Source organism: Burkholderia sp. E168m22, assembly GCF_001319805.1.
GTDB classification, from domain to species: domain Bacteria; phylum Pseudomonadota; class Gammaproteobacteria; order Burkholderiales; family Burkholderiaceae; genus Burkholderia; species Burkholderia orbicola.
In genome coordinates, this window is the sequence record NZ_BBSK01000147.1 from 82,852 (window position 1) to 100,119 (window position 17,268).

Sequence of the window (17,268 nt, forward strand, 5' to 3'; positions counted from 1 at the left end):
CCGTCCTTCCGGCGTCGCTCAACTTCCCGCCCCCGGTGCCGTTAAATGGATCAGGATCAGCCTGTTCACCGATCCAGTTCAATCACGCGGTAACGGAGACCGAAGTCATCATGCTGTCATCAATTCGCGCACGGATACTGGCGACGTGTGTCGCCATCGTAGTGACGGCGCTGGCCGTAACCGGGGGGCTGGTCTATTACGTCGTCAAGACCCACAACGACGAGGCCATCGACCAGAATCACAAGTCGATCCTCGCCGGGCATGCGCTCGCGATCGACGAATGGGTGGCCAGCCGCGCGCGCGAAACCCAGGCGCTCGCGGACACGATCGCGATCGGCGAGGGCGACCCGGTGCCGGCATTGAAGCTGCTCGGCAAGTCGGGCGGCTTCGAGGTGCTGACGCTCGGCCTGCCGGACAAGACGGCGTTTTCCAACGTGCCGCTCGCGCCCGGCTACGATCCGACCGCGCGGCCCTGGTACAAGCAGGCCGTCGGCGCGGGCCGTCTGGTCGTGACGGCGCTCTATCGCGATGCGACGAGCGGCAGGCCGGCCGTGGCGTTCGCGGTGCCCGTGGTGCGCGACGGCGCGGTGAAGGGCGTGCTGGCAGCCAGCCTGTTCATGGAGAACGTGAGCTCGATCGTGACTTCCGTTCACCCGACCCCGGCGAGCTTTGCATTCCTGGTGGACAAGGGCGGCCGCGTGATCGCGTCGGCCAAGACCGACCTGATCATGAAGCCGGCCACCGGTCTCTCGCCGGAACTCGATGCCGACCACCTCGGCGCGCTGCAGACGGCATCCGCACCCGTCGCAGTCGACATCGACGGCGCCGCCAAATTGATGCGCGCGCAACCGATCGTCGGCACCGACTGGTCGCTGGTACTCGCGCTCGACAAGGGCGACGTGACGGCCGGCATGCGCGCGGTCGCGACGACGACGCTGCTGGCGATCGTGATCGTCGCCATCATCGCGGCCGCGCTCGTCGGCGCGATGACGAACGCGGCCTTCAAGCGCATCCTGATGGTGCGCGATGCGCTCACGGACGTATCGAGCGGCAGCGGCGACCTGACGAAGCGCCTGCCTGCCGACGGCACGGACGAAGCCGCGCAGATCGCGCGGGCGTTCAACGCATTCGCCGAGAAGATCAGCGCGATCCTGCTGCAGATCCGCGCGTTCAGCACGTCCGTCAACCTCGCGAGCGCCGAGATCGCCCAGGGCAATCAGGATCTGTCGGCCCGCACCGAACACGCGGCGTCGAGCCTCCAGGAAACGGCCGCCGCGCTCGAGGAGATCGCCGGCACGGCCCGCAATTCGGCCGATGCGGCGAGCCAGGTGAACCGTCTGGCGGAATCGGCGTCGGATGTCGCGCTGCGGGGCGGCACGGTCGTGCGCGAAGTCGTGTCGACGATGAGCGACATCACGCAGGCGTCGGCAGAGATCGCCAACATCGTCGGCGTGATCGACGGCATCGCGTTCCAGACCAACATTCTCGCGTTGAACGCCGCCGTCGAGGCGGCCCGCGCGAACGAGCACGGCCGCGGCTTCGCGGTCGTCGCCGGGGAGGTGCGTGCGCTCGCGCAGCGCAGCGCGCAGGCCGCGCGGGAAATCAAGCAGCTGATCCATTCGTCGGTCGAGAAGATCGAGGGCGGCTCCGGGCTGGTCCAGACGGCCGGGGCGACGATGGACGAAATCGTCGACGGCGTGCGCAACATCACCAGCGTGATCGCCGAAATCAGCGTCGCCGCGAAGGAGCAGAGCACGGGGCTCGAGCAGGTGAATCAGGCGGTGTCGCAGCTCGACGATACGACGCAGCAGAACGCGGCGCTCGTCGAGCAATCGGCGGCGGCCGCGACGTCGCTGCGCGAGCAGGCGGCGCGGCTCGCGCAGACGGTCGGGGAGTTCAAGCTGGCGGAGCGTGCGGTGCCGGCGTGACGGGCGGCTTGACGGGGCGGGCAGGCCCCGGTTTCCTGCGAGAGGCCGGCGGAGCAGCACGCGGCCGCGAAGCCGGCCGGCTGCATGCCCGCCGACGGCGGGCCGGATCGCGCCTCTATCCTGCGCCGATCCGCGGGTGCGCCGCCCACGCCGCAGCTGACTGCAATCGATCGCGGGTGGGGAGGCCGTATCGCCGTCGTTCCGGTCAGGCCAGCAGCCCGCGTGCAGCCAGATTCGCATACAGCGCACGCACGCCGAAGGTCCACGGCGCGATCTCCGTGCAAAGCCGCACGGTGTTGACGAGCGCGCCGAGCGCGGGCGTGGAGATCGTCACGCGGTCGCCCAGGTGATGCGTGAATCCGCCGCCGGGCGCGTCGCGATCCTGGATCGGCGAGAACATCGTGCCGAGGAACAGCATGAAGCCGTCCGGATACTGGTGATGCGCGCCGCAGGTCTGCGCGACGAGGTCGGCCGGGTCGCGGCTGATCTCGCGCATGTGGCTGATGCCGTCGAGCACGAAGCCGTCGTCCGCGCCTTCGACGCGCAGCGACACGCTGCATGCCCGCACGCTGTCGAGCGTGAAGCCGTCATCGAACAGCCTCACGAACGGGCCGATCGCGCACGAGCCGTTGTTGTCCTTGCATTTGCCGAGCAGCAGCGCCGAGCGGCCTTCGATGTCGCGCAGGTTCACGTCGTTGCCGAGCGTCGCGCCCACCGGCCTGCCGTCGCCGGCGACCGCCAGCACGATCTCCGGTTCCGGGTTGTTCCACACCGACACGGGCAACAGCCCGACGTCCGCGCCGAAACCGACCGCGGACATCGGCTGCGCCTTGGAGAACACCTCGGCATCCGGGCCGATGCCGACTTCCATGTATTGCGACCACGCGCCGCGGCGCTCGAGTTCCGCCTTCAGGCGCAGCGCGGCTTCCGAGCCGGGCACGATCTTCGACAGGTCGGTGCCGATGGTCGCGGCGATGGTGTCGCGTACCTCCCGTGCTTTGGCCGGATCGCCGCCGGCCTGTTCCTCGATCACGCGCTCGATCAGGCTGACCGCAAAGGTCACGCCGCACGCCTTGACGGCCTGCACGTCGCACGGCGCGAGCAAGTGCGTGGCACCCGGCGTGCCGTCGAGCGCCGCCTGCAGCAGCGGCTCGACGCGGCCGAGCGATTCGCCGGAAGCGGTGCGCGCGAGCGCGACTGCGTCGGGCCGGTCGAACAGGTCCGCGGTGGTCGGCACGGTGCGCGTGATGTCGAACACTTCGCCGCCGCGCACGGCGACGACGCTCGGGCCCGCGTGGGCGCCGTCGTGCCGCCAGACGCGGCCGATCAGCAGCGCGTGGTCGAGGTCGTGCGGCAGGCAATCGGAAACGGAAGGAGTACGCATGGTCAGCTCGGCAAGAGTCGGAGGCGGTGGGGTCAATGCGAATGGCGCGGGTTGCCGCGCTGCTCGATTACCTTCAGGTACAACGTGGCCGGTTCGAGGCAGCCGCCGGTGGACAGCTGGCCGACGAAGCGGCGATAGAGTTCCTGCCACGGCGTTTGCGCCTGCGGCACGGTGAAGCTTGCGGTCTCGCGGCGGCGCGCGAGTTCGTCCTCGTCGACGAGCACGTCGACGCTGCGGCGGTTCAGGTCCACGCGCACGCGGTCGTTCGTGCGCAGCAGCGCGAGGCCGCCCCCCACTGCCGCTTCCGGCGACACGTTGAGGATCGACGGGCTGGCCGACGTGCCGCTCTGGCGGCCGTCGCCCAGGCACGGCAGCGACGTCACGCCGCGCTTCACCAGCTCGGCGGGCGGCGCCATGTTCACGACTTCGGAACTGCCCGGGTAGCCGACCGTGCCGCAGCCGCGGATCACGAGGATGCAGCGCTCGTCGATGTTCAGCGCGGGATCGTTGATGCGGGCGTGGTAGTCCTCGGGGCCGTCGAACACGATCGCGCGGGCCTCGAACGTGTTCTCCGCGCCCGGCTCGGAAAGGTAGGTCCGGCGGAACGCGTCGCCCACCACCGACATCTTCATGATCGCGCTGTCGAAGAAGTTGCCCGACAGCACCATGAAGCCGGCGCCATGCTTGAGCGGCGCGTCGGGCGTACGGATCACGTCGCGGTCGGCGTCCTGCGCGGTGTCGGCGATCTCGCCGATCGCGCGGCCCGACACGGTCAGGCAGTCGCGTCGCAACAGCCCCGCCGCATCGAGCTGGCGCAGCACGGCGGGCACGCCGCCGGCGCGGTGGAAGCTTTCGCCGAGGTATTCGCCGGCCGGCATGCAGTTGACGAGCAGCGGCACGGCTTCACCGAAACGCTGCCAGTCGTCCAGGCTCAGCTCGACGCCCATGTGGCGCGCAATCGCGATCAGGTGCGGCGGGCAGTTGGTCGATGCGCCGAGCGCGGAGGCCACGACGATCGCATTCTCGAACGCCGCGCGCGTCATGATCGTCGACGGGCGCAGGTCTTCGCGAACGAGCTCGACCGCGCGCTTGCCGGTCGCGTAAGCCATCTGGCCGCGCTCGCGGTACGCGGCGGGAATGCTCGCGCAGCCCGGCAACGACATGCCCAGCGCCTCGGCCAGGCTGTTCATCGACAGCGCGGTGCCCATCGTGTTGCAGTGGCCGATCGACGGCGATGAAGCCGTGGTCAGCTGCATGAAGCCTTCGTAGTCGATCTCGCCGGCGGCCAGCAGGTTGCGTGCATGCCAGATCACCGTGCCCGAGCCGACCCGCTTGCCCTCATGCCAGCCGTCGAGCATCGGGCCGCCCGACAGCACGATCGCGGGCAGGTCGACGGTCGCCGCGGCCATCAGGCAGGCCGGCGTGGTCTTGTCGCAGCCGGTCGTCAGTACCACGCCGTCCAGCGGAAAGCCGTGCAGCACTTCCACCAGCCCGAGGTACGCGAGATTACGGTCGAGTGCGGCGGTGGGCCGGCGGCTTTGCTCGGCCAGCGGATGCACGGGGAACTCCATCGGAATGCCGCCCGCATCGCGGATGCCGGCCTTCGTGCGTTCGGCCAGCTCGATGTGGTGGCGGTTGCATGGCGCCAGGTCGCTGCCCGTCTGCGCGATGCCGATGACGGGGCGGCCCGATTGCAGTTCCTCGCGCGTCAACCCGTAGTTCATGAAGCGCTCGACATAGAGCGCGGTCATGTCTGCGTGCGCGGGATCGTCGAACCATTCCTGGCTGCGCAGACGGCGAGGGGTGTGTGACATGGCAGGCTGTCTCCGAAGGGCCTTCTTGATTTTGCATGCCGGATGGTACCGGTAACATCGATGGGATGTTAGCACGGGTTTTTTGCGTAGCGGAAGGGATTTCGTGTGCGCGTGGCGCAGATGCAGGCCAGGGGGCCGATGGGAGGCCGCGCATGTCGCGCGTCGGCGCACGCCCGGCCGTCGGCCCGTCAGGCGCTTTCCCGCGCGATGATCGTGTAGTCGATCCGGATGCTTTTCGACTCGGTCGGCTCGCCGCCGTCACGGGCTTGCAGCACCGCCAGCAACGCCTCGCCCGTGCGCAGCCCGATGCCGTACGCGTCGACCGACACGGTCGTGATGGTCGGGTGGCAGCAGGTCGCCACTTCGAAGTTCCCGAAGCCCGCCACTGCGATGTCGGCAGGCACTGACAGCCCGCGCCGGTGACATTCCATGATCGCGCCGAACGCCGACATGTCGCTCACGCACATCACCGCGTCGGTGTCCGGCCAGCGCTCCAGCAGCGCCGCCATCGCCGGCCCGCCGTGGCTCATCGTGATCGGCGATTCGCCGAGCCGCACGACGCGCGGTTTGCCCAGCCCGAGCGCCTTGATCTCCGCCTGGTAGCCCTTGAGCCGGTCCAAGCCGCGGCGATCCAGTTCGCTCGCGCCGACGAGAAAGCCGATGCGCCGGTAACCGCGCTCGGCCAGATGACGCACCATCGCACGGGCGGCCCGCACGTTCGAGAAGCCCACGGCGGTGTCGATCGGGTGCGTGGGCAGGTCCCACATCTCGACCACGGGAATCGCGGAGCGCTCCAATACCTTGCGCGTCGCGTCGGTGTGCTGCGACCCCGTCAGCGCGATGCAACGCGGCTGGTGCCGCAGCATCGAACGGACCAGCCGTTCTTCACGTTCGAGGTCGTAGTCGGTGTCGCCGAGCAGCAGTTGCAGGCCGTGCGGTTCGAGCGCATCGGTCAGGCCGCGCACGGTGTCCGAGAAGTTGGAGCTCGACAGCGACGGCACCAGTACCGCGACGAATTCCGAGCGCCCCGACGACAGCGCGCCCGCGGCGGCATCCGCCACGTAGCCGAGCCGGTCGATGGCCTCGCAGACCCGTGCACGCGTCTCGGCGGCCACGCTGTGGCCCGCGAGCACGCGCGATACCGTCATCTTCGATACGCCGGCAAGGCGCGCTACGTCGGACATGCGGGGCGGCCCGGCGGGCCGGACGGCGGTGGGGCTGGGCATCGGAATCGCGATCGGGAGAGAGCCGGAAAGGCTACATCATACCGGTGCGGCATATCGTCCAGGCACGGTCGCGGCGTGCCCGTCGCGGTGAGGGCCGTACTAGGGAAACCACGCGTCCGGCGACACTTGTACGTGCCTGTCGCGACGTGCTACCTTCGATTTTGTTACCGGTATCAACGTGCTGATCGCTCCCGTCGCCTCGCCGGCTTTTTTTTGCCACCGGATGTTATCGGTAACATCGATGCGTCAAACGCACTCGCCGGTACGAAGAAGATCGACATAAACAGGAGACAGACCGATGCCATCCCTCACGCAGGCCGCTGCCGCACCGGCCGCGGCCGACTCGTCCGAAGACGCCCTTTATCGCAAGGTCATGCGGCGCATCCTGCCGTTGCTGCTGCTCTGCTACGTCGTGGCCTACCTGGACCGCGTCAACGTGGGCTTCGCCAAGCTGCAGATGCTCGACGACCTGAGCCTGAGCGACGGCGTCTATGCGCTCGGCGCCAGCATCTTCTTCTGGGGCTATTTCCTGTTCGAGATGCCCAGCAACCTGTTGCTGCACCGCTACGGCGCGCGCTTCTGGATCGCACGGATCATGATCACGTGGGGCATCGTGTCGTCGTCGATGGCGTTCATCGTGCCGCTCGCGCAGTTCTTCCACGTGCAGACGACCACGATGTTCTACACGCTGCGCTTTCTGCTGGGGCTGTGCGAAGCGGGATTTTTCCCGGGCGTCATCCTGTACATGAACTACTGGTTCCCGGCGCGGCGCCAGAGCGTGGCGATGTCGGGCTTCCTGGTCGCGATCCCGCTGAGCCTGACGCTGGGCAGCGTGCTGTCCGGCTGGCTGATGGAGCAGACGCACGGCTTGTCGGGCATGAGCGGCTGGCAATGGATGCTGCTGCTCGAAGGGCTGCCGTCGATCGTCGTGGCGTTCATCGTGCTGGCGTGCCTGGGCGACGGCCCGCAGTCGGCGAAGTGGCTGTCCGCCGACGAAAAGGCGGTGCTGTCGCGCAACCTCGAAGCCGAGGCCGCGCACAAGTCGCACAGCATCGGCGCCGCGCTGCGCAGCCCGCGCGTCTGGCTGCTCACCTTCATCCTGCTGACCTTCAATACCGGCTTCTACGGGCTGGCGTTCTGGCTGCCGTCGATCATCCGCGCGTCGGGCGTGCAGAGCCCGCTGCATATCGGTGTGCTGACGGCCATTCCGTACCTGACCGCCATCTTCGCGATGGTGTGGAACGCCTCGCACTCGCGCAGGACCGGCGAGCGCCGCCTGCATGCGGCGATTCCCGCGCTGATCGGCGGCGTCTTCCTGATCCTGAGCGCGGCGTTCGCCCACAACGTGGCGCTGTCGATCGTATTCCTGACCATCGCCACGTGCGGCATCCTCGCGCTGATGCCGATCTACTGGACCTTTCCGGGGCAAATCCTGTCCGGCACGGCCGCGGCCGCCGGCATTGCGCTGATCAACTCGGTGGGTAACCTGTCCGGCTTCACGGGCTCGATGATCACCGGCGTCGCCAAGCAAATGACCGGCAACATCAACAACGGGACCTACGCACTGGGCGCGTGCCTGCTGGTCAGTTGCGTGCTGATCGCGGCGATTCCGCGCGACATCCTGCAGCCGCCGGTGGGGCGGTAGGGCATTCGCACGACGCCAGGTCGCGGTGCGAGGCCGGTACAACGGATGCGCCACGCGGAGAGTGGCCGGCACGACACCGCTGGCTACGGCATCGCATCCGGGCGCTCACGACACGCTGCGTCGCATCCCTCGCACCTGCAACCAAATCGCGGATATCAGGAAATAAAGCGCACCGACTCCCGCGTAGCCCGCGATCTTGACGATCGCGGGCGGCATCGGCGCATGGCTTTGGACGATGAAGAACAGGCCGGCCAGTGCCGATTGCGCACCGCTCAGGATCATCACCCACTGTGCGCCGGCAAGCTTCCAGCGTCGCACGGCGGTGCCGAGCTGCAGCACGCCGGAGAGAATCGCCCAGACGCCGAACACCGTGAGCACCGCATGCATGCCCGCATTCAGCGCCGGAAATACCGCCAGCGTCGTGACGGCGCTGATCGCGACGTTGACTGCCTGCGTGCGGTTTGCCGCCATCCCGCCGCTACGGGACAGGTCGACGAAATTGGCGAGCGCATCCCAGGCCGGATAAACGACCAGCAGGACCGCCGCGCCGGCCGCGCTCTGCCGGCCGACGGCAAACGCCAGCGCGACCCAGATCAGCGAGAATATCGCCCGGGAAAAGTAGTACCGTTTCAGCCATTGTTCGTCGGCAGGGGGACGAAATTCGGGGTAGCGGTCAGCCATTTGCACTCCTTCGTACATTGAATCGTCGTTCCGGCCGGCATGCAGGGCTTCCGCCATGCGGATGCGGTGCCGCCCGGATCTCCAGTGCGCCGAGTATCGCAATCGCCCGGCCTTGCCGCTATCGGTCAGATGTCCGATGGCGACGTCCTCCGGTTGCCTGCACCGAGGCGGGGGGACTTCGCGCCGGGCCGGCCGCGGCGAACCCCGAGCCCCGATGCTCATGCTCATGCACGCCGCGACGCCGTCGCGTATGATCGTTTTCCCATCCTTGCAAACGTCCCGGCCCCGCCCGATGTCCGACGCCCAAGCCCGTCACGCCCCGCTGCGCATATTCGACGCCGTACGCGCGCTGGCCTTCATCGGCGACCTCAGCATGGGCCAGCCGACCGACCATTCGCCGCGCACCGGCTGGCTGGCGGCGCAGCTCGCCCATGCGGCACGATTCGACGCATCGGTGTGCGACACGGCGCGCGAAGTGGCGCTGTTGCGCTGGTCGGGCTGCACGGCGAACGCGGCGGGTTTCGCGCAGGTATTCGGCGACGACGTCGCGATCCGCGCCGCGATGCTCGAGGGCCGGCCCGGCATCGCCGAAGCGATCGGCGGGGCGGGCGTCGCGCTGATCCCGCTCGCACAGATCCATTGCGAAGTCTCGGGCGAGGTGGCGCGAATACTCGGTCTGTCCAGCGCGACGGAAACCGCGCTGCGGCATATCTTCGAAACCTGGGACGGTAACGGGCTGCCCGCCCGGCTCGTGCACGAACAGGTGCCGCCCGCCGTGTCGATCGTCGCGCTCGCGGGCGACCTCGACGTGTTCAGCCGCACGTACGGCATCGAACGGGCCGTCGAACTGATCGGGCAACGCGCGGGGTCACGCTACCCGGCCATGCTCGTCGAGACGGCTGCGCGTGAGGCGCCGCGCTGGCTGGCGGCGCTCGAGCACATGGCGCCCGCCGACCTGGACGCCGCATTGGCCACACCGGACATGCAGGGCGCGACGTCCGCGGAATTGATTGCGGACGTCATCGATCTGAAACTGCCGTGGATGACGGGTTTTTCGCGTTCGGTCGCCGCGACGGCGGCCGCGTGTTACGGCCGTCTCTCGCCGGACGAGGCGGCGCGCGAACGCGTGTACCGCGCCGGACTGATTCATGGCATCGGTCGGGCCGCGGTGCCGAACGACGTGTGGAATCTGCCGACGCGGCTGCCTGCCAGCGCCTGGGAAAAGGTGCGGCTCGTGCCGTACTGGACCGAGCGCGCCGGCCGGCAGACCGGCGCGCTCGGCGAAGCCGCGGTGCTCGCGTCGTATGCCTATGAACGGCTGGACGGCTCGGGTTATTTTCGCGGCGCGCGCGAGGCGGCGTTGACGCTGGAGGCGCGCGTGCTGGCGGCGTCGCTGGCGTGGGTCGCGTTGCGCTCGGCGCGTCCGTGGCGCGCGGCGCTGAGCGATGCCGCGGCCGCTGGCCAGTTGCAGGAAGAAGCGGCGTGCGGCCGGCTGTGCGGCGAAGCGGTGGCCGCGCTCGTGACGGGTGGCGCGCCCTTGCTTCGGCGCACCGCCACGCGCCCGTCGCCCGCTGGCCCGCGCCTGTCCGCACGGGAAGTCGACGTCCTGCGGGCGATCTCCCGCGGCGCGAGCAACAAACAAGTCGCGCAGGCGCTCGCGATGAGTCCGAGCACGGTGCGAACCCATGTCGAGAAGGCGTTCCGCAAGCTCGAATGTTCGACGCGTGCCGCGGCGACCCTCAAGGCGTCGGCGCTGGGGTTGCTGTGACGCGCTCCGCGCTGCGGATTCGCCTTCGTGCGCGGAAGGACGGCCCGGCCTGCGCGGCCTTTGACACTCCGTCCGTGCAGTGGTTTGTCCCGCTTGTCGGAAATGGCGGTCGTGCCGTTCAAGACGGCCAGTCGCTCACCCGTTTCCGGCGATCCGGGGCCGTTGCGTCGGTGTCGGCCCAGCCGTACCCCAACGTCGCGATCGCGAAGTAGACGGCGCCGACGGCTTCGCAGGAAAGCAGCGCGCCGGCCAGCGCCGTTCGCGCCCCATCCGGGATCGTTCGCGACGGCGTGCCGGCGTGCTTGCCGCGACGCACCGCGATGCCGATCCGAAATAGTCCCGACAGGATAGCGAGCACGCCGAACGCGCGGGGCAGGCCGCTCGCCAGTTCGACGATGAACAGCTGACGTACCGACATTGCAGTCATCCTCCCGGTTCGGGTAGTCGCGTGACGTTGCCTATCCTGACACCCGATCGCTCGCGGCGCCATCGGACAAGTGACCGATGGCGCTCGCCGGAACCGATGCGTGGCGGCGCGCGATCGCCGTTACCGCGTGACCGCCGCTACGACATGCGCGAGAACATATCCGCGATGTGCCGATCGGGTTCGATATCGGTGAACGCATCGATATCGGCCATGACGTGAGCCGTCTCCGCGGACGCGAGCGCGGCGTCCAATGTCGTGCTGTCCTTGAAGCGGCACATCGCCACGACGATCAGTTCGCTATCCTCACGTGCCGGGAAGAAAGCGTCGACGTATTCGAGTCCGTACGGTTTCCAGGATTTTTCCACCAGCGGAATGTGCTGCTCGACGTAGTAACGGGAATCGAACCGCGTGCCCGCGGCTCGGCGATAGGAAACGACGAAAAACATGAATGACCTCCAGGTCGGACTGCTACGGCGGCGAATGTCGATACGGGAGACGACTGGCGATGACGGGCGATCACGGCCGTTTGCGCGCCGGGCCGAAGGTCGGCCGGGCAGCGGCCGGCAGCGAGGGGGGCGCGGCGGGTGCACGAGCGAGCGAGAGGCCCAGCGCGGCGCCGATGGCGAGGAACGACGAGATCGACAGGAGTGCGACGATGAACGCATGCGCGATGGCCGCCGGGTCCTGGCGCGTGCCGAGCACCGTATAGAAAATTCCGCCGATGATCGCCACGCTGAGCGACGTGCTGACCTGCAGCGTCGAGCTGACGATGCCGGCGATCATGCCGGACAGCGCCGGTGCGACGCGCCCCGTCACCATGCGCATCAGGGTCGGCAGCGCGAGGCCTTGTCCGAAACCGATGACGAAGAGAACGACGGTGAGCGGCACGGCAGTGAGCGGCATCCCGACCGGCGTGACGTCGATCAACCACGCGAGGCCGACGAGCCCGACGATCTCCAGGCTCATGCCGAACGGATTGACGTAAGCGCCGATGACACGCGAGCAGACAGGCGTCGACAGCGGGCCGAGCAGGAACCCCACGCCGAACGGCAGGAACACGAGGCCCGCGCTCAGCGCGTCGACGTGCAATGCATTCTGCAGATACACGGAGAACAGCAGGAAGAACGTGCCGATCGAGTACAGCAGCAGCGCGATCAGCAACGCCCGGCCCAGCCCCGGGGCTCGGAGCGCGGTCGGGTCGAGCAGCGGTGCGCCGCCGCGGCTGCCCAGCCGGCGCTCGTAGCGCCAGAAGCCCCACGCGAGGGCCGGCACCGCGAGCAGCGACACCCATGCCCATGCCGGCCAGCTCGCTTCGCGCCCCTCGATCAGCGGCACGATCAGCGCGCCCAGTGTCAGCATCGATAGCGCGGTGCCGCCGAGGTCGAGCTTGCGCGCATGCTGTGCACGCGTTTCCTTCAGCAGCGGAATCCCGAACAGGACGACCAGAATCGCCAGCGGCAGGTTGACGAGGAAGATCGTGCGCCAGCCGAGGTTCAACAGATTCAGCGAGATCAGGATCCCGCCCAGCGCCTGCCCGACCACGGCGGCGAGGCCGAATACCGCGCCGTACAGGCTGAGCGCGAGCGGCTTTTCCGATTCGGGAAAGATCGCCTGGATCGACGCGAGCGCCTGCGGCGCCATGATCGCGGCCGTCACGCCCTGCAACGCGCGGCCGACGATGAGCGTCCACGGCGAACTCGCGAGGCCGCACAGCGTCGAGGCGATCGCAAAGCCGATCAAGCCGAGGAAAAACACGCGCCCGCGGCCGAACAGGTCGCCCAATCGTCCGCCGGTGATCAGCGTCACCGCGTACAGGCCCGCATACGACGAAATGACGAGTTGCTCGGCCGACGACGAGGCGCCCAGTTCCGCGCGAATCGACGGCAGGGCGACATTGACGATGAAGAAATCCAGCGGCGGCAGGAACGCGCCGACGAGCAGGACCGAAAACATGGCCCAGCGACGCGGGTCGGGTGATACGGGGTCATTCCGTGACATGGATGGCTCTCCATACGGAACCAATCGGTTCCAAATTGGGTAAAAAATATCAGTCGAGGATGCGCATCGTGCGGTCGACCAGCGCAAGCATGTCGTGCTCGGGGACGCCGGTTTTCCCCAGCACGCGCATGCCCTCGACCTGGCAGACGAGCAAACGCGCCAGCACCTGTTCGTCCTGCTCGGGGATCTCGCCGCTCGCCTGGCCGCGGACGATCGCGCCCGCATAGAGCTGCTGCAGGCGCCGGAACATGCGCCCGGTGCGTTCCGCGACATCGGCATCGCGCGCGGCCAGCTCGGTGGTCATCGCGACCGCGAGACAGCCGCGCCGGCCGGCCTCGCCAATGGACAGCCGGGCATAGCGCAACAGCGAGTCGCGAATGGCGTCCTTCACGGGGCCGGGTTGCGACAGGATGTCGGCGGTCGCCTTGAGCCCGTCGGCCATATACAGGTCGAGCGCCGCCAGCAGCAGCGCCTTCTTGTCGCCGAATGCCTTGTAGAGACTGCCGCGCGACAAGCCGGTGCCGGCGATCAGGTCGGGCAGGGACGCGCCCTCATAGCCACGATCCCAGAAAACGTCCATCGCGTCGCGCGCGGCATCGCCCAGTTCGAATTCGCGCGGACGGCCCACGCCAGCCGGATTTGCCATTGATCGGTTTCGCAAACGATGCGGTGCCTGAAGTTGGATTCATTATATGGACCGATCGGTTCCGATGTCAATGCGCGTAGCTTGACCGGACACGGCGACGGCCGTCCTCGCGGACGGCCCGGATTCATCCGTTCAGTCGAGCCCGCCCTGGCACAGGTACTTGATCGACAGATAATCGTCGAGCCCATAGCGCGAACCTTCGCGACCATAGCCCGATTCCTTCACGCCGCCGAACGGCGCGGCCTCGCTCGCGAGCGCGCCTTCGTTGATGCCGACGATGCCCGTTTCGAGCCGCGCCGACACGCGCGCGATGCGCCGCACGTCCTGCGTGTAGAAATACGCGGCGAGCCCGAACGGCGTGTCGTTCGCGGCGTCGACCGCTTCGTCCTCCGTATCGAAGCGAAACAGCGCGGCGACCGGGCCGAAGGTTTCCTCGCAAGTGAGCTGCATGTCGGCGGTGGCGTCGGCGAGCACCGTCGGCGCGTAGTAGTTCGCGCCGAGCTCGGTCAGGCGCTTGCCGCCCGCGAGCACGCGTGCGCCGCGTTCGACGGCATCGCCGACGTGGCGCGCGATCTTGTCGACCGCGCGCGCGTTGATCATCGGGCCGATCTGCGCGGCCGGGTCGGTCGCCGGCGCGACCTTCAACGCGGCGACGCGTGCGGCGAGCTTCGCGGCGAACGCGTCGTAGACGCCGGCCTGCACGTACACGCGGTTCGGCGATACGCAGGTCTGCCCGCCGTTGCGGAACTTGGCGGCCATCAGCCCGTCGACCGCGGCATCGAGCTCGGCGTCGTCGAACACGATGAACGGCGCATTGCCGCCGAGCTCCAGCGACAGCTTCTTCAACGTCGCCGCCGATTCGCGCGCGAGCAGCTTGCCGACGGGCGTCGAGCCGGTGAACGTGATCTTGCGCACGCGGCCGTCGGCGAGCCAGTCGGCCGCCGCGTCGATGCCGCGTTCGCGCGACGCGGTGATCAGGTTCAGCACACCGGCCGGCACGCCGGCTTCCTGCGCGAGCAACGCGAGCGCGAGCGCGGTCAGCGGCGTGTCCTCCGCCGGCTTCGCGACCACCGTGCAGCCGGCCGCGAGCGCGGGTGCGATCTTGCGCGCGATCATCGCGAGCGGGAAATTCCACGGCGTGATTGCCGCGACGACGCCGATCGGCTCCTTCACCGCGCTCAACCGCTTGCCGCGCTGCTGCTGCGGGATCAGGTCGCCGTACGTGCGCGTCGCTTCCTCGGCGAACCACAGCACGTACGATGCACCGTACGCGACTTCGCCGCGCGCTTCGGCAAGCGGCTTGCCCTGTTCGCGCGACATCAGCTTCGCGAGATCGTCGGTGTGCGCGACGATCGCCGCATGCCAGGCACGCAGGATCGCGGCGCGTTCGCGCGCGGGCGTCGCGCGCCACGCAGGCAGCGCGCGGGCCGCCGCGTCGGTCGCCGCGCGCGCGTCGGCGGCGCCGCTGTCGGGTGCGTGGGCAACGGTCTCGAGCGTGGCGGGATCGGTGACGGCGAAGCGGCGGCCGTCGAGCGCATCGCGCCAGGCGCCGTCGATCAGGTTGGCGGTGCGAACGAGTTCGGTTCGGGACAGCGTAAGCGGCATGACAGGTCCTTGAATGAAGCGGTTCGACAACGACGACGGAGCAGGCGCGACTCCCCCCGCGCGGGCAGCGGGCTGCCGCGTGACGGGATGACGCACACCGGGTGTCAGTGACGTTCGCCGAACAGCGATTCGAGCGGGTAGTGCCGTTTGACGAACGGCGACTTGATGATCACGTAACTGAAATACTTCTCGATGCCGATGTTCTGCTCGAGCAGCCCTTCGACGATCGTCTGGTAATGGCTCACGCTGCGCGTGATGAACTTCAGCAGGTAGTCGTAGCCGCCGCTCGCGAGGTGGCATTCGACGATCTCGTCGACGTTGCGGATCGCCGCGACGAAGCGGTCGAAATCCTCGCGCCGATGGTCGGCCAGCGTGACCTCGGTAAACACGACCTGCACGTCGCCGAGTTTCTCGAGCTGGATGTGCGCGCCGTAGCCGCCGATGTAACCGGCCTTCTCGAGCCGCTTCACGCGGATCAGGCATGGACTGGGCGACAGCCCGACCGCATCGGCCAGCTCGACGTTGGTCATGCGGCCGCGCTTCTGCAACTGGGAGAGGATGCGCAGGTCGATGCGATCCAGCTTGCTGTCCGTCATGTTCACGTGAGAAGGCAAAAATGGAATGTCCGGTTACTTTAGAGTCGAACGATGGCGGCCACAAGCCCGGCTTTCCCTTGGCCAGTCAGGCCGGCTGCGCGTGCGCGGCGTCGAGCGCGCGCTGCACGCCCGAATCGGCCAGCACGTCGTCGAGCGTCTTGCGCACGCGTTCGAACAGCAGGTCGAACTCGCCCGCGGTGAAACTCAGCGCCGGCGCGAAGCCGAGCACGCCATCGCCGAACGCGCGGAACACCACACCGTTCGCGTACGCGGCGGCCGCGATCTTGTCCGGCACGTTCAGCGCAGCGTCGAAGCGCGTCTTGTGCGCCTTGTCGGCTACCAGTTCGAGCGCGCCGAGCAGGCCGACCGAGCGGGCGTCGCCGACGAGCGGATGCGCGCGCAGCGCATCGAGCCCCGCGGCGAAGCGCGGCGCGAGCGCCTGGCCGTTCGCGAGCAGCCCGCCTTCGTGATAGAGCTTCAGCACCTCGAGGCCGATCGCCGCGCTCACCGGATGCGCGGAATACGTATGGCCGTGGCCGACCACGGGCGCATCGGCGCGGTCGCCAGCGATTCCTTCGTAGATTTCGTCGGACATCAGCACCGCGCCCATCGGCGCATAGCCGGCGGTCAATCCCTTCGCGACGGTCATCAGGTCGGGGTCGACCTGTTCGGCCTCGCAGGCGAACAGCGGGCCGGTGCGGCCGAAGCCGGTGATCACCTCGTCGGCGACGAACAGGATGCCGAGGCGCCGGCACGCGTCGCGCATCGCCTTCAGCCAGCCGGCCGGCGGCACGATCACGCCGCCCGAGCCTTGTACCGGCTCGCAGAAGAACGCGGCGACGTTGTCCGCGCCGAGTTCGGCGACCTTCGCTTCGAGTGCGGCGACCGACGCGGCGATCAGCGCCTGCGGATCGTCGCCGAGCGGATGGCGGTACGGGTAGGGCGACGGAATATGGTGCTGGTCCGCGCGCGGCAGGTCGAAATGGCGGTGGAACGCCGGCAGCGCGGTGAGGCCGGCGCCGAACGACGACGAGCCGTGATAGCCGCGCTCCAGCGCGATCATCTGCTTTTTCGACGGGCGGCCGGTCGCGTTGAAATAGTGCGTGATGAAGCGCACCGCGGAATCGACCGCGTCCGAGCCGCCGAGCGTGAAGTACACGCGGTTCAGCGACGGCGGCGCGAGCGCGGCGAGCCGTTCGGCGAGCTCGATCGCCGGCTGCGAGCCGAAATGGAAATAACCGGTCGCGTAGGGCAGCTTCGCCATCTGGTCGGCGGCGGCCTTCACGATGCTGTCGCGGCCGTAGCCGACGTTCACGCACCACAGGCCCGAGAACGCGTCGAGCAGCGTGTGACCGGCGGCGTCGCGCAGGAACACGCCGTCCGCGGATTCCAGCACGGTGACGCCGCGCGCTTCGTGCGCACGGTAATTGACGACGGGATGGATCAGGTGTTGACGATCGGCTTCGATCAGCGCGGCTTGGTTCATGGGAAGGCGGGACTCTCGTCAGGTGTCAGCGGTGAGTTCATGCTAACGGGCGAGAATTCCGCAT

Annotated in this window: 14 protein-coding genes; 3 read left to right on the top strand and 11 right to left on the bottom strand. The window is 68.4% G+C overall.

All coding sequences use genetic code 11. The features are described from left to right. Nucleotides 1-110: 110 nt before the first annotated feature. A complete protein-coding gene (locus AP428_RS32415; RefSeq protein ID WP_011695043.1) occupies nt 111-1,928 on the top strand; it encodes a methyl-accepting chemotaxis protein in 1,818 nt (605 codons plus the stop codon). A gap of 205 nt (nt 1,929-2,133) precedes the next feature. On the opposite strand, the gene AP428_RS32420 is transcribed toward AP428_RS32415, so the two are convergent. The 3 genes from AP428_RS32420 to AP428_RS32430 form a co-directional block, all read right to left on the bottom strand. Then, nucleotides 2,134-3,312 (bottom strand): fumarylacetoacetate hydrolase family protein, encoded by a 1,179-nt coding sequence (locus tag AP428_RS32420; RefSeq protein ID WP_054928660.1) that lies wholly within the window; start codon nt 3,310-3,312, stop codon nt 2,134-2,136. A 32-nt stretch (nt 3,313-3,344) separates the two neighbouring features. Continuing rightward, complete coding sequence (locus AP428_RS32425; RefSeq protein WP_011549855.1) at nt 3,345-5,126, bottom strand: IlvD/Edd family dehydratase; 1,782 nt, start codon at nt 5,124-5,126, stop codon at nt 3,345-3,347. A gap of 188 nt (nt 5,127-5,314) precedes the next feature. Then, nucleotides 5,315-6,352: a LacI family DNA-binding transcriptional regulator gene (locus tag AP428_RS32430; RefSeq protein WP_011549854.1), complete on the bottom strand. Its 1,038-nt coding sequence runs from the start codon at nt 6,350-6,352 to the stop codon at nt 5,315-5,317. A 298-nt stretch (nt 6,353-6,650) separates the two neighbouring features. Between AP428_RS32430 and AP428_RS32435 the strand changes: the two genes are divergently transcribed. Further along, nucleotides 6,651-7,997 carry an MFS transporter gene (locus AP428_RS32435; protein ID WP_011549853.1) on the top strand — a complete coding sequence of 449 codons (1,347 nt, stop codon included), beginning with the start codon at nt 6,651-6,653 and terminating at the stop codon, nt 7,995-7,997. Nucleotides 7,998-8,102: 105 nt separating this feature from the next. On the opposite strand, the gene AP428_RS32440 is transcribed toward AP428_RS32435, so the two are convergent. Beyond that, nucleotides 8,103-8,678: a DUF308 domain-containing protein gene (locus AP428_RS32440; RefSeq protein WP_011549852.1), complete on the bottom strand. Its 576-nt coding sequence runs from the start codon at nt 8,676-8,678 to the stop codon at nt 8,103-8,105. A gap of 292 nt (nt 8,679-8,970) precedes the next feature. Between AP428_RS32440 and AP428_RS32445 the strand changes: the two genes are divergently transcribed. Beyond that, on the top strand, nt 8,971-10,446 hold the full coding sequence (locus AP428_RS32445; protein ID WP_054928661.1) for an HD domain-containing phosphohydrolase: 1,476 nt from the start codon (nt 8,971-8,973) through the stop codon (nt 10,444-10,446). Nucleotides 10,447-10,564: 118 nt separating this feature from the next. On the opposite strand, the gene AP428_RS32450 is transcribed toward AP428_RS32445, so the two are convergent. From AP428_RS32450 to AP428_RS32480, 7 genes are all read right to left on the bottom strand, one after another. Continuing rightward, nucleotides 10,565-10,864, bottom strand: coding sequence for a hypothetical protein (locus AP428_RS32450; protein ID WP_041489555.1), 300 nt, complete (start codon nt 10,862-10,864; stop codon nt 10,565-10,567). Nucleotides 10,865-11,010: 146 nt separating this feature from the next. Continuing rightward, nucleotides 11,011-11,319, bottom strand: coding sequence for an EthD family reductase (locus AP428_RS32455; RefSeq protein WP_011549849.1), 309 nt, complete (start codon nt 11,317-11,319; stop codon nt 11,011-11,013). Between the two features lie 70 nt (nt 11,320-11,389). Next, nucleotides 11,390-12,871: an MFS transporter gene (locus tag AP428_RS32460; RefSeq protein ID WP_011549848.1), complete on the bottom strand. Its 1,482-nt coding sequence runs from the start codon at nt 12,869-12,871 to the stop codon at nt 11,390-11,392. Between the two features lie 49 nt (nt 12,872-12,920). Beyond that, complete coding sequence (locus AP428_RS32465; RefSeq protein WP_011549847.1) at nt 12,921-13,517, bottom strand: TetR/AcrR family transcriptional regulator; 597 nt, start codon at nt 13,515-13,517, stop codon at nt 12,921-12,923. A 132-nt stretch (nt 13,518-13,649) separates the two neighbouring features. Next, on the bottom strand, nt 13,650-15,122 hold the full coding sequence (locus AP428_RS32470) for an NAD-dependent succinate-semialdehyde dehydrogenase (RefSeq protein WP_011549846.1): 1,473 nt from the start codon (nt 15,120-15,122) through the stop codon (nt 13,650-13,652). Nucleotides 15,123-15,226: 104 nt separating this feature from the next. Next, complete coding sequence (locus AP428_RS32475; protein ID WP_006749694.1) at nt 15,227-15,718, bottom strand: Lrp/AsnC family transcriptional regulator; 492 nt, start codon at nt 15,716-15,718, stop codon at nt 15,227-15,229. A gap of 85 nt (nt 15,719-15,803) precedes the next feature. Beyond that, nucleotides 15,804-17,204 carry an aspartate aminotransferase family protein gene (locus tag AP428_RS32480; RefSeq protein WP_011549845.1) on the bottom strand — a complete coding sequence of 467 codons (1,401 nt, stop codon included), beginning with the start codon at nt 17,202-17,204 and terminating at the stop codon, nt 15,804-15,806. Between the last annotated feature and the right edge of the window lie 64 nt (nt 17,205-17,268).